Here is a 12,263-nt window from a genome sequence, read left to right as displayed (position 1 = left end):
TACTGGGGAAACGGCGGCCAGACGCCGCACACCGATGATATTTGAGAGTATCATCCCTCTTTATTTTATACGTCGTCTCTCACGCGAATGTGACAGTGCGGCGCAGATCGGCCACAAGGACGCATGAGACGATGAACCCGCTTTTTACTCCCTACCTGCAACGCTGGCAACTGGAACAGGACGGCAAAGCCTTCGAAACCCACAGCAGTCTGCTGATGCCGGTGCGTTACCGGGGCGAGGCGGCCATGCTGAAGATCGCCCGCGAGCAGGAAGAGCGCTTCGGCGGCCAGCTGATGTGCTGGTGGCGCGGGGAAGGCGCCGCGCAGGTGCTGGCGTGGCACGACGACGGCATCCTGCTGGAACGCGCGCAGGGTGAAGGCTCGTTGGCGCAGCTGGTGCGAGACGGCGACGATGAACAGGCCACGCAGATCCTCTGTCGGGCGATCGCCGCCTTGCATGCGCCGCGAGCGGAACCGTTGCCCGAGCTGATCCCGCTGCAGGAGTGGTTCAGCTCGCTGTGGCCGGCGGCGCAGGCGCATGGCGGCATGCTGCGTCTCAGCGCCACGACGGCAGCGGAGCTGCTGAGCAGCCCGCGAGAAGAGAGTGTGCTGCACGGCGATATCCACCATGACAACGTGCTGGACTTCGGCGAACGCGGCTGGCTGGCGATCGATCCCAAACGCTTGTACGGCGAACGGGGTTTCGATTACGCCAATATCTTCTGTAATCCCAACTACGGCATCGCCACCGATCCGGCCATTTTCCAGCGGCGCGTGGAACAGGTCTGTCGCTTGGCCGGGCTGGAGCGCCGGCGCTTGCTGCAATGGATCCTGGCCTGGTCGGGGCTCTCCGCCGCCTGGTTTATGGAAGACGGGCAGGCGGCGGATATCGACTTCCGCGTGGCCGAGCTGGCGGCGCGCGCATTGGATCTCCCGCTGCCGGACGGCGATTCAGGGTTCATCCTGCCAGTAATCGAGCGAGGTTGAAGGGCGCTGCAGGTAGCGTACCTGCTCACCGTCTGTGCTGCGCGCCATCGCCTGGTATTTGCCGGAATCCGGATACATCACCAGCTCAGGTTGCTCGCGCGTGCTGACGGACAGGTACTTCAGCGGCGCATCGGAGGTGTTGATGATCTGGTGCGGATATTCCGGGCCCGGCGGAATGAAGATGACATCCCCGCTGACGATCGGCAGCATTTCTCCGGCCACCCGCAGCGTACCGCTGCCTTCCAGAATGATGAACATTTCCTCCTGAGCGTAGTGAAAATGATAGGGGCAGGAACGCATGCCCGGCGCCACGCAATCGAAGGAGGCGCCCAGCTTGTCGGCGGCGGTGCCGGTGCCGAGGCGAGCGCCGACGCTGTCATACAGCGGCGGCCGCCGATCGTGTTGCTTATCTACCCGTTCGACATTGCGTATCAAGCGCTGAGCTAACAGCGCGGCTTTCTCAGTCATAGGCTTCCTTGGTGACGATGTCACTTATTATGTGAATTGACATTCAGACGACAGAGAAAGTGAAGGCGTCGCCGCCGAGCTTGTCAATGCGCGGCGTGCGTTTGGCATTTTATGCTGCCGTTCCTCGCCGCGGCAGCGACAGCAGCAGATGGGCGATGGCACCGCCGACAATGCCCCAGAAGGCCGAACCGATGCCCAGTAACGTGACGCCGGAGGCGGTGATGAGGAAGGCGATCAGCGCTGCGTCGCGCTGTTTCTCATCATGCAGCGCGCGCTGCAGGCTGCCGCCGAGGGTGCCGAGCAGCGCCAGCCCGGCGATGGTATGGATCAGGGCGACCGGCAACGCGCTGAACAGCAGGCCGATGGCGCCGCCGAACAGCCCGGCCAGCAGGTAGAAACCGCCGGCGGCCACCGCGCCCATATAGCGCCGCTGCGGATCGGGATGCACGTCCGGCCCCATGCAGATGGCGGCGGTGATCGCGGCGATGCACACCGAGAAGCCGCCGAACGGCGCCAGCAGCAACGCGGTCAGCGCCGTCCAGGCGATCAGCGGTGACGTAGGCACGCGGTAGCCCGCCGCCTGCAGCGTGGCGATGCCGGGGGCGTTCTGCGAAGCCATGGTCACCACGAAGAAGGGTACGCCGATGCCCAGCAGTGTCGGCCAACTGAAGTGCGGCGCGATAAATTCCGGCATGGCGAACGCCGGCGCATGCTGTGTCAGCTGGATATTGCCCTGCAGCGCGGCGATCGCCAGCCCGGCCGCCAGCGTCAGCACGATGGCGTAGCGCGGTTGATAACGGCGGCTGAGCAGATAGGCCAGCGCCATGCCGGCGCTAAGAGGGAAATTGAGCTGCAGCGAAGCGAAGGCGTCCAGACCGAAACGCAGCAGGATCCCCGCCAGCATCGCGGCGGAAATCGTCTGCGGAATGTAGTCCATCAGGCGGGCGAACAGCCCGGTGATGCCGCACAGCAGGATCAGAGCGGAAGCGAAGATAAACACGCCGATCGCCTCGTTGATCGGCGTGCCGGGCAGGCTGGTGACCAGCAACGCCGCGCCGGGCGTCGACCAGGCGGTGAGGATCGGCGTGCGATAGTAAAGCGACAATCCCAGCGAGGTGACGCCCATCGCGATCCCCAGCGCGCTCAGCCAACCGCCGATCTGCGCCGGCGTGGCACCCGCGGCGGCGGCGGCCTGGAAAATGATTGCGGCAGAGCTGGTGTAACCCACCAGAACGGCGACAAAGCCGGCCATGACGGCGGGCAGGGTCAGATGGCGCAGGGAGAGGGCTGGGCGCATGAGAAGCTCCAATCGGTGGTTGTGCGTTATAACGCACGTTGAGAAATCAGCATAGCACCGTGCGCTATAGCGCACAAGCGGGTATAATTGGGCTCGACACGCAGAGGAGAACTGGATGCAGGAACTTGCCGGCCATTTGGCACACACCCTTCGCACGCTGCGCGCACAGCGCGGTTGGAGCCTGACGCAGGCGGCGGAATACACCGGCGTCAGCAAGGCGATGCTCGGGCAGATCGAACGCGGCGAATCCAGCCCGACGGTGGCGACGCTGTGGAAGATCGCCACCGGTTTCAACGTGGCGTTCTCCGCTTTTCTCGAAGCCTCCCCCGCGCAGCAGCAGGCGACGCTGCACCGCTACGGCGATCTGCCGGTGTACGATCAGGACAACGCCGATATGCGCGTGGTGCCGCTGTTTCCCTACGATCGCCAGTTGGGTTTCGATATGTTCGTCATCGATCTTGCGCCGGGCGCGCTCAGCGAGTCGTCGCCCCATGAGCCGGGCGTGATCGAGCATGTCATCGTGATCAGCGGCCGGTTGGAGTTGGCGATAGACGGCGAATGGCACAGCCTGGCCGCCGGCGAGGCGATGCGCTTTCAGGCCGATCGGCCGCATGCTTACCGCAACGCCAGTTCACAAACGGTGCGTATTCACGATCTGATCCACTATCCTCAATCCTGACTCAACGCGGCGGCCGTGGGCTTTGACTCCGCGCCGCCAAACGCCTACCTTGTTGAAAATGACTCTTATTTCACAGGCTGTCGCCCACGACGGGGCGGCGTTGCAGCCGACTCAAAAGGAGCTTGATTTTGCCGGTCACCAATCGACGTCAGTTTATTAAACTCAGTGCACAAACCGCAGGAGCCGTATTCGCGATGACTTCATTACCCAACAGTATCCGCCTGGCGATGGCGGCGGAAGGCGGCGCGGCCGCCGGCGATGGATTCCTGTGGCTGGAAGAGCTGCAGGGTAAAAAAGCGCTGCAATGGGTGCAGCAGGAAAATCAGCGCACCGTGGCGCGTTTCGGCCAGGGCGAAGACTTTCAGCGCATTGAGCGCGAAGTCCTGGATATCCTCAATAAAGACACCCAGATCCCGTGGGTGAGCAAACGCGGCGAGTACTATTACAATTTCTGGCAGGATCAGGCCAACCCGCGCGGCCTGCTACGGCGCACCACGCTGGACGAGTACCGCAAGGCCAAACCGGCCTGGGAAACGGTGCTGGATATCGACGCGTTGGGCAAGGCGGAGGGCAAGGATTGGGTCTATCAGGGCTCGCAGCCGCTGGCGCCGGAATACCGCTATTGCCTGATGCAGCTGTCGCCGGACGGCGGTGACGCCACCGAAATCCGCGAATTCGATCTGGTGGCCAAACGCTTCGTCAAAGACGGCTTCAACGTGCCGGTGGCAAAAAGCCGGATCTCCTGGGTTGATCGGGACACGCTGTTCATCGCCACCGATTTCGGCCCCGGCTCGATGACCCAGTCCGGCTATGCGCGCATCGCCAAACGCTGGCGGCGCGGCACGCCGCTGAGCGCCGCTGAAACGCTGTACGAAGCGCAGCCCGATGACATGGCGGTCTTCGCCTATCACGATCGCACGCCGGGCTTTGAGCGCGATTTCGTCGGCCGTAGCCTGGATTTCTATCGCCGCGACTATTTCCTGCTGATGCAGGACGGCCGGCAGAAAAAAATCGACATCCCGGCCGACGCCGAGCTGGATACGCATCGGGAATGGCTGCTGATCAAACCGAGCAGCGACTGGGACGTGGGCGGCAAGCGTTATCCGTCCGGCGCGCTGCTGGCGGCCAACTTCGATGACTATCTGGCGGGCAAGCGCGAGCTGCAGCTGCTGTTTACCCCGACGGCGGAGCAGGCGCTGAGCGGCTACAGCGGCACCCGCGATCATCTGATCCTCAGCATCATGGATAACGTGGTCAACCGGCTCGAAGTGCTGACACCGCAGGGTGGCAGCTGGCAACGTCGCCCGCTGGGCAAGCCCGGCGCCATCAGCACCATTTCCGCCGGCGGCATCGACGAAGAGAGCAACGCTTATTTCCTGACTGTCAGCGGGTTCCTGCAGCCGACCTCGCTGTACATGGGCAACCTCGACGACGGTGAGGCGACGTTGCTGAAACAGGCGCCGCAGGATTTTGATGCGTCAGGCTACCAGGTGAGCCAGCATTTTGCGCGCTCCAAGGACGGCACCCGCGTGCCGTATTTCCAGATTGCCGCCAAAGATCTCAAGCTGGACGGCAGCACGCCGACGCTGCTGTATGGCTACGGCGGGTTTGAAGTGCCGCTGCTGCCGGGCTATCTCGGCGGCAAGGCGCCGGCCTGGCTGGAGCGCGGCGGGGTGTATGTGGTGGCCAACATCCGCGGCGGCGGCGAATACGGCCCGGCCTGGCACCAGGCGGCGCTCAAGCAGAATCGCCATCGCGCCTACGAGGATTTCGCCGCCGTGGCCAAAGATCTTATCGCGCGCAAGGTGACCTCGGCGCCGCATTTGGGCGCGCGCGGTGGCAGCAACGGCGGCCTGTTGGTGGGCAATATGCTGACGCTGTATCCGCAGCTGTTCGGCTGCATCGTTTGCGAAGTGCCGCTGCTGGACATGCAGCGCTATACCCAGCTTTCCGCTGGCGCGTCGTGGATCGCCGAATACGGTGACCCGAGCAAGCCGGAGGAGTGGGCCTACATCAAGACCTTCTCGCCGTACCACAACATTCAGGCGCAGACGGCCTATCCGCCAGTGCTGTTCTATACCGCGACCAGCGACGATCGGGTCAACCCGGCCCACGCCCGCAAAATGGCCGCGCGCATGCAGGCGATGGGGTATCAGCAGGCCTATTTCTATGAAAATACCGAAGGCGGGCACAGCGCCGCCGCCGACAAGCAACAGGCGGCATTCCACAGCGCGCTGGTAAGCGAATTCATGTGGGCCAACCTGAGCGGCAAATCCAAGCCAGCGTAAGCCTTTTTCTTGCAGGCATAAAAAAACACCGGGGCGTTAACCCCGGTGTTTTTATTTACGCTCAATTTGCCGGCGATCAGCGAGCCGCGGTGGCTTCCTGCGCTTTCTGATTGGCGTCTTCGGTGGTGTCCAGCGTCATGCGGTACAGTTTCGGCGCGGTCAGCATCATCAGGATAGCGATGACGGCGGTGACGATGCCGATCTGCATAAACACATGGCTGTAGATGGCCAGCGAAGCGTGCGCGTCGTTGATGTCGCTTGGGACGGCGGTCAGACCGGCAACCTTACCGGCGATCAGCGCGGCGGCGGCGGTGGTCAGGAACCAGGAACCCATGATGAAGCCCATCAGACGCTGCGGCACCAGCTGCGCCACCATCGCCAGCCCCAGGCCGGAAATCATCAGCTCGCCGATGCTCTGCAGCGCGTAGCTCAGGATCAGCCAGTTGACCGACACGATGCCCTGTTCGTTGGCGAAGCTGGCGCCCCATGGCAGCACCAGGAAGGCGCAGGAACACAGGATCATGCCGAAAGCGAACTTGTGCGGCATCGGCAGGCGATCGCCCATTTTGTTATACAGCGCGGCCAAAATCGGGCTGGCGAGCATGATCCAGAATGGATTCAGCGCCTGATACTGCTCCGGCTCGAAGGCGACGCCAAAGATGCTGTGTTCCACGTTATGGATAGCGAAGAAGTTCAGTGAGGTTGGCATCTGGCTGTACAGCACGAAGAACACCACCGCTTCCAGCATCAGCAGGAAGGCGACGATCATCTTGCGGCGTGCAGCGCCGTGTAGGGCGAAGGTTTCTTTGGCAAACACCAATACGATGCCGGCGGAAACCAGGGCCAGCGCCCAGCGCGCGATCACTTGGTTGTGCAGCAGCCAGCTGGACACGGCGATCAGCGCCACGACGCCGACCAGCACCATCAGCAGTTTCGGCAGATGCAGCGGCTTGAAGTCAGGCTTGGAACCGTTTTCCTTCACCCATTTGCGGCACATCATAAAGTTGACCAGAGTGATCAGCATGCCGACCACGCTCAGGGAGAACGCCACGCTCCAGCCGTATTTCGCCGCCAGCCACGGGGTGGCCAGCATGGAGAAGAAGGAACCGATGTTCACCGACATGTAGTACATGGTGAAGGCGCCGTCGAGACGCGGATCGTCTTTCTCATAGCAGGTGGACAGCAGGGAGGACGGGTTAGCCTTGAACAGGCCGCTACCCACGGCGATGGTCGCCATGCCCATGTAGACCCAGAAGATGTCGTGGCCGGAGTAGGCCACCATGGCGTAACCGGCGGCCAGCACCAGTGCGCCGAGCACGATCACGCGTTTGGCGCCCAGCACTTTATCGCCCAGCCAGCCGCCGATGGCCACGAAGCCATATACCAGCGCGCTGAAGGAAGAGAACAGGGTGATGGAGTCGGCTTCGCTCATGCCGAGCATCTTGACCAGATAAACCGCCATGATGCCCTGCAGGCCGTAATAGCCGAAACGCTCCCACAGTTCGATCGAGAAGATCAGATAGAATGCTTTCGGTTGTTTGAACGCGTTAAGGCTCACGCTCTCCGGGTGTTGGTTGTTTGCTGTTGACACTGGTACCTCTGTTTTTTCGCAGCCCGTCTTTGGAGGACGGGAAAGTACAAAAGTTGATGCGGAACGGCATCCTTTTGCGTTGTTATAGGATGGGGACGGCGGTTAATGTTCACTATCTTTGTCAACGTGGCAAGCAGTTTGTCATATTCGGTTACATTTAACGCCCACAGGATTATGCCGCGATGTTGCAAATGTTATGCAGTATTAACTTTCGGGTTTTAATGGTTTGCCGATTTTTTGTTTTGATTAAAAGCTATACGGATTTTAAACAGGTATATATTCTGCTGAATTGCTATTTTTTAGCGCATCAGTGTATGTACGGTTATTAATCCGTTGGAATGTTGTGTATATGGCGCGTTTTGTAAAATTATAGAAATTTAGGAAAACGGGGCTGGCATTTGTGAACGCCTTGTGATCTCGAAAGCGTGACGTTCACCGCAATTTTCGACTAATTTTTCGCTTGAAAATAACACGGCGCTGCGTTTTTCACTGAAAACCGCGATAACGCCGGGGTTACTGCTGCGCGATATCACATTTCCGATAAAAAAGAGGCGTTGGCGGGGGAAAGGGCGCGGTGGGGTACGGTTTGCCGAACCCCACAAACTCAGGATTCCGGATAAACCTTTTCTTTATACTCGCACAGGTCTTCGATAATGCAGGAGCCACAGCGCGGTTTGCGCGCGATGCAGGTGTAGCGCCCGTGCAGGATCAGCCAGTGGTGGCAATCGACCTTGAATTCGGCGGGGACCACCTTCAACAGTTTCTCTTCCACCTGATCGACGTTCTTGCCCGGCGCGAAGTGGGTGCGGTTGCACACCCGAAAGATGTGGGTGTCGACGGCGATGGTCGCCCAGCCGAAGGCGGTGTTGAGCACCACGTTGGCGGTCTTGCGGCCGACGCCCGGCAGCGCTTCCAGCGCGGCACGGTCTTCCGGCACGTCGCCGCCGTGCAGCTCCAGCAGCATGCGGCAGGTTTTGATCACGTTTTCGGCCTTGCTGTTGAACAGGCCGATGGTCTTGATGTACTCCTTGACGCCATCAACCCCCAGCGCCAGCATGGCGGCGGGGGTGTTGGCGACCGGATAAAGCTTGGCGGTCGCCTTGTTGACGCTCACGTCGGTGGCCTGTGCAGACAGCAGCACCGCAATCAGCAGCTCAAACGGCGTGGTGTACACCAGCTCGGTGGTCGGGTGCGGGTTGTTGTCGCGCAGCCGGGTCAGAATTTCCAGTCGCTTCTGCTTGTTCATCAGGCCTTCTCAGCACGTCCTTGTTCCAGCAGCGGTTCCACCGCCACGGCGCGCGCTTTGCGCACCTTCATTTTTTCGTCGATCAGATATTTGACCGCCAGCAGCAGCCCCAGGCCGATAAAGGCGCCCGGCGGCAGCATTGCCAGCAGGAACGGGCTGTCGAAATGCACCACTTCGATGCGCAGCGACTTGGCCCAGCCGCCCAGCAGCTGATCGGCGCCGTCGAACAGCGTGCCGTTGCCCAACAGTTCGCGCATCGAGCCCAGCGTCACCATCACGCCGGTAGCGCCGAGGCCGATGGCCATGCCGTCCAGCGCCGAGAGGCCGACCGGCTTCTTGGCGGCCACCGCTTCGGCGCGGCCCACCACGATGCAGTTGGTCACGATCAACGGAATAAAGATGCCGAGCGACTGATACAGGCCGAAGGCATAGGCGTTGATCAGCATCTGCACGATGCTCACCACCGCGGCGATGATCATCACGTAGATAGGAATGCGCACCTCGCTCGGCACCCAGCGGCGCACCGCGGAGATGGAGGCGTTGGTCAGCGTCAGCACCAGGGTGGTGGCCAGCCCCAGGCCGAGTGCGTTGGTGACGGTGGAGGTCACCGCCAGCAGCGGACACATGCCCAACAGCTGCACCAGGGCGGAGTTGTTTTTCCACAGCCCCTGGACGATCAATTCTTTGGCTTCACTCATTCGCTGGCTCCACACGCAGGTAAGCTTTCAAGTTTAGGCGGCAGCGTTTCCATATACAACGCCGTGCGGCGCACCGCATTGACCACCGCCCGCGGGGTGATGGTGGCACCGGTGAACTGGTCGAACATGCCGCCGTCTTTCTTCACCGCCCAGCGCTTATCGTCCGGGCCTTCGATTTTCTTGCCGCTGAAGAAGGAAATCCAGTCGGAAATGCGCAGTTCGATTTTGTCCCCCAGCCCCGGGGTTTCGTGGTGTTCAATCACCCGGGTGCCGAGCACCGTGCCGTTGAAATCGGCGCCGACCAGCAGCTTGATGGCGCCGGAGTAGCCGTCCGGCGCGGTGGTTTCCAGCGCGGCGGCGGTCGGTTGCCCGTCTTTGCGCGCCAGGTACAAGCGGTGCGGCGCATCGTCTCCCAGCGCCGGATCGCTGACCAGGAAGCATTCGTTCTGCATGATGTTGTCGTAGTTTTCCGGCGGTACCACCTGATCGAGCAGCGCTTTTTGCTGCAGCGCCGCCTGATGGGCGATGGTGCTTTTCGTCAGGGTATAGACGACGGCAGTCAGACCGGTGGTGACCGCCGCGAATACCGCCAGCGTGGTGCCGTGCTTTCTCATGGAATTCAGCATGGCGGCTCCTTAGCGATGGCCGTACACGCGCGGCTGCGTGTAGTGGTCGATTAACGGGACGGTAATGTTGGCGAGCAGCACGGCGAAGGCCACGCCGTCAGGGTAACCGCCATAGACGCGGATCAGCCACACCAGCACGCCGATCAGCGCGCCGTAGATCAAACGGCCTTTCGGCGTAGTGGACGCGCTGACCGGATCGGTAGCGATAAAAAACGCGCCCAGCATGCTGGCGCCGGAGAACAGGTGGATCAGCGGCGACGCCTGATGCGCCGGATCGAGCCACCAGGCCAGGCCGGAACAGAAGGCGATAGCGGCCAACATGCTGAAAGGGATCTGCCAATGGATCAGACGGCGCGCCAGCATAAACAGGCCGCCGGCCAGGAAGCCGAGGTTGACCCACTGCCAGCCGATGCCGGCCAGGGCGCCACCGAACAGCGGCTGCTGCAGCACCTGTTCCACGCTGTGGCCGCTGCGCAGGCCGGTTTTGAAACCGTCGAGCGGCGTGGCCTGGCTGATGCCGTCCACGCCCATCTGCAGTTCGTGCAGCGTCGCGCCTTGCGAGGTATGGCCGCTGAAAATGGCCAGCAGCGTGTCGTGGAGAGGCAGCGCGGTGGCGCGCAACTCATCCGGCGGCAGCCAGCTGGTCATCTGTACCGGGAAGGAGATCAGCAGCACCACGTAACCGACCATCGCCGGGTTGAACGGGTTCTGCCCGAGGCCGCCGTACAGCTGCTTGGCGATGACGATGGCGAAGAAGGTGCCGATGACGATCATCCACCAGGGTGCCAGCGGCGGCAGGCTGATGCCGAGCAACAGCGCGGTCAGCAGGGCGGAGTTATCCGCCAGCCGGCTGCGCACCGGCAGCTTGCGCAGCTTGAGGACCGCGCCTTCCGCCGCCAGCGCGACGATCGCCGCCAGCGCCACCTGAATCAATACGCCGTAGCCGAAGAACCAAATCTGCGCCGCGATGCCGGGAATGCACGCCAACATGACCCACAGCATGATGCGGCTGGTGCTTTGCTGGTTGTGGGTGAAAGGCGAGCTGGCGATGTGTAAGCCTTTGGCGGCTGTGGGTGATACCGGCCTGAACTTCATAAAGTAACGATACCTTCTGCGCCGCGCCTGCGGCAGTTTCGATGCGCCGTTCTAAAGGCGCGGCAAAAATGATAGCCGAGCATTCTACCTGATTCGATGCGAGGGTAATACGCCTTAATGATAGGGGTATTCGGCTTTCCGCACATCCGGCGATCGGGGCAGCGCGATTTGATTTTTTTTTGGCCGGGAAATGGGCTAACGTGAGGAATTGTCAGTGGAACTTGTGCCGCCATCGACCGCAGGAAATGGGGTAAGCGTCTGAATGAGATATCATTTTTCTCCAGATTTCAGCACAAAATAACAACTTTCACATAATCCGTGTAGGTTACTATCGCGAACATTATTGAGTCAGTGAATCCATAATAATGACAAATGAAGACATTTTTTTTATTGAAGAGCTAATTGAGTGGGTGGAGATACATCTGGAGAAACGGCCAAACCTGGATGAAGTCGCGCGTATTTCGGGCTATTCCAAGTGGCATCTGCAGCGTAAATTCAAGCGTATTACCGGCATTCAACTCGCCACCTATATCCGTTCGCGTATCCTGACGCGCGCCGCGGTGGCGCTGCGCATTACTCGTCGCTCCATCATCGACATTTCCGATGAGCTGGGCTTCGACTCTCAGCAGACCTTTACCCGCATGTTCAAGCAGCGCTTCGGCACCACGCCCAATCGCTACCGCTCGATGGAGCACTGGGACGTGAAAAACCTGATGCCGCGCTTTAACTTTGAAGCCAGCTACGGCGCCGGTTATTACCCGGAAGTGAAGCGGCTGACGCTGCCCGAGATGCAGTTGGTCGGCTTCACGCGCCGGCTGGATTTCGCCTCTGAGCAGGAGCTGGAGTACTCTTCCTGCATGGCGATGAAGGACGAGATTTTCAACGACTTCTTCAAGGGGCTGCACGTCGACTGTCGGCGCATTTACAGCATCTACTCTCCCCATGTCGGGGAGGGCGACGAGCTCTCATCCACGCTGGTGATGGCGGTCGATCCTGAACACAAAAAAGATATTCTTTCCAACCATCAGATAGACACCTTCCATCTGCCGAGCCGCGAGTTTATCTCTATCAACCACAAGGGTTCGGCGAAAGAGTGTTTGCAGTTTTTCGGCTACCTGATGTCACATGTGATGCCAGGGCTGAAGGATGAGGTGCGCGGCAGTATGGAAATGGAGATCATTCAAACCAAAGAGTGGAATCCGGAATCCAAACTGCGCCAGATTGAAGTGGATTACACCTACCTGATTTCTATCGATTAAACGGCGCCTGGCGACAGCCAGGCGCCGTTG

The 12,263-nt window shown here is 60.7% G+C and carries 11 protein-coding genes; 4 read left to right on the top strand and 7 right to left on the bottom strand.

All coding sequences use genetic code 11. From position 1 onward, the window contains the following. Nucleotides 1–131 precede the first annotated feature (131 nt). Nucleotides 132–986 (top strand): aminoglycoside phosphotransferase family protein, encoded by an 855-nt coding sequence (locus ACYF6X_RS09160; RefSeq protein ID WP_063989730.1) that lies wholly within the window; start codon nt 132–134, stop codon nt 984–986. Here ACYF6X_RS09160 and ACYF6X_RS09155 read toward each other — a convergent pair. Both ACYF6X_RS09155 and ACYF6X_RS09150 read right to left on the bottom strand, forming a co-directional pair. After that, nucleotides 951–1,454 carry a cupin domain-containing protein gene (locus ACYF6X_RS09155; RefSeq protein ID WP_130017997.1) on the bottom strand — a complete coding sequence of 168 codons (504 nt, stop codon included), beginning with the start codon at nt 1,452–1,454 and terminating at the stop codon, nt 951–953. The two genes, ACYF6X_RS09160 and ACYF6X_RS09155, sit on opposite strands and share 36 nt — an antisense overlap. A 109-nt stretch (nt 1,455–1,563) precedes the next feature. Then, the gene (locus ACYF6X_RS09150) at nt 1,564–2,751 is read right to left on the bottom strand and encodes a benzoate/H(+) symporter BenE family transporter (RefSeq protein WP_130017998.1); all 1,188 of its coding nucleotides are present in this window, start codon (nt 2,749–2,751) and stop codon (nt 1,564–1,566) included. A 115-nt stretch (nt 2,752–2,866) separates the two neighbouring features. Between ACYF6X_RS09150 and ACYF6X_RS09145 the strand changes: the two genes are divergently transcribed. Then, a complete protein-coding gene (locus ACYF6X_RS09145) occupies nt 2,867–3,430 on the top strand; it encodes a helix-turn-helix domain-containing protein (RefSeq protein WP_033638405.1) in 564 nt (187 codons plus the stop codon). A 194-nt stretch (nt 3,431–3,624) separates the two neighbouring features. Then, nucleotides 3,625–5,718, top strand: a complete 2,094-nt coding sequence (locus tag ACYF6X_RS09140) for a prolyl oligopeptidase family serine peptidase (protein WP_130017999.1) — start codon at nt 3,625–3,627, stop codon at nt 5,716–5,718. A gap of 76 nt (nt 5,719–5,794) precedes the next feature. On the opposite strand, the gene dtpA is transcribed toward ACYF6X_RS09140, so the two are convergent. The 5 genes from dtpA to rsxD form a co-directional block, all read right to left on the bottom strand. Then, nucleotides 5,795–7,309: a dipeptide/tripeptide permease DtpA gene (gene dtpA / locus ACYF6X_RS09135; RefSeq protein ID WP_063989733.1), complete on the bottom strand. Its 1,515-nt coding sequence runs from the start codon at nt 7,307–7,309 to the stop codon at nt 5,795–5,797. A gap of 604 nt (nt 7,310–7,913) precedes the next feature. Further along, a complete protein-coding gene (gene nth / locus ACYF6X_RS09130; RefSeq protein WP_063989734.1) occupies nt 7,914–8,555 on the bottom strand; it encodes an endonuclease III in 642 nt (213 codons plus the stop codon). Next, nucleotides 8,555–9,253 carry an electron transport complex subunit E gene (locus tag ACYF6X_RS09125; protein WP_130018000.1) on the bottom strand — a complete coding sequence of 233 codons (699 nt, stop codon included), beginning with the start codon at nt 9,251–9,253 and terminating at the stop codon, nt 8,555–8,557. Before ACYF6X_RS09125 ends, nth begins: the two co-directional genes overlap by 1 nt. Continuing rightward, nucleotides 9,250–9,879, bottom strand: a complete 630-nt coding sequence (rsxG, locus tag ACYF6X_RS09120; protein WP_107226857.1) for an electron transport complex subunit RsxG — start codon at nt 9,877–9,879, stop codon at nt 9,250–9,252. Before rsxG ends, ACYF6X_RS09125 begins: the two co-directional genes overlap by 4 nt. Before the next feature lie 9 nt (nt 9,880–9,888). Beyond that, a complete protein-coding gene (gene rsxD, locus ACYF6X_RS09115; protein ID WP_063989736.1) occupies nt 9,889–10,974 on the bottom strand; it encodes an electron transport complex subunit RsxD in 1,086 nt (361 codons plus the stop codon). Between the two features lie 365 nt (nt 10,975–11,339). Here rsxD and ACYF6X_RS09110 point away from each other — a divergent pair, with 365 nt between their 5' ends. Next, nucleotides 11,340–12,233, top strand: a complete 894-nt coding sequence (locus ACYF6X_RS09110) for a helix-turn-helix domain-containing protein (protein WP_107226855.1) — start codon at nt 11,340–11,342, stop codon at nt 12,231–12,233. The last annotated feature ends 30 nt before the right edge of the window (nt 12,234–12,263 follow it).

It is taken from the genome of Serratia sp. ID 25-353, assembly GCF_054792795.1.
The sequence above is the reverse complement of the archived record's forward strand: the minus strand, read 5'-3'. Positions and strand labels throughout refer to the sequence as shown.

Bases quoted from the DNA above. Each gene is read 5' to 3' on its own strand.
- ACYF6X_RS09160 (WP_063989730.1), top strand. From the start codon at position 132: ATGAACCCGCTTTTTACTCCCTACCTGCAACGCTGGCAACTGGAACAG.
- ACYF6X_RS09155 (WP_130017997.1), bottom strand. From the start codon at position 1,454: ATGACTGAGAAAGCCGCGCTGTTAGCTCAGCGCTTGATACGCAATGTC.
- ACYF6X_RS09150 (WP_130017998.1), bottom strand. From the start codon at position 2,751: ATGCGCCCAGCCCTCTCCCTGCGCCATCTGACCCTGCCCGCCGTCATG.
- ACYF6X_RS09145 (WP_033638405.1), top strand. From the start codon at position 2,867: ATGCAGGAACTTGCCGGCCATTTGGCACACACCCTTCGCACGCTGCGC.
- ACYF6X_RS09140 (WP_130017999.1), top strand. From the start codon at position 3,625: ATGACTTCATTACCCAACAGTATCCGCCTGGCGATGGCGGCGGAAGGC.
- nth (WP_063989734.1), bottom strand. From the start codon at position 8,555: ATGAACAAGCAGAAGCGACTGGAAATTCTGACCCGGCTGCGCGACAAC.
- ACYF6X_RS09125 (WP_130018000.1), bottom strand. From the start codon at position 9,253: ATGAGTGAAGCCAAAGAATTGATCGTCCAGGGGCTGTGGAAAAACAAC.
- rsxG (WP_107226857.1), bottom strand. From the start codon at position 9,879: ATGCTGAATTCCATGAGAAAGCACGGCACCACGCTGGCGGTATTCGCG.
- rsxD (WP_063989736.1), bottom strand. From the start codon at position 10,974: ATGAAGTTCAGGCCGGTATCACCCACAGCCGCCAAAGGCTTACACATC.
- ACYF6X_RS09110 (WP_107226855.1), top strand. From the start codon at position 11,340: ATGACAAATGAAGACATTTTTTTTATTGAAGAGCTAATTGAGTGGGTG.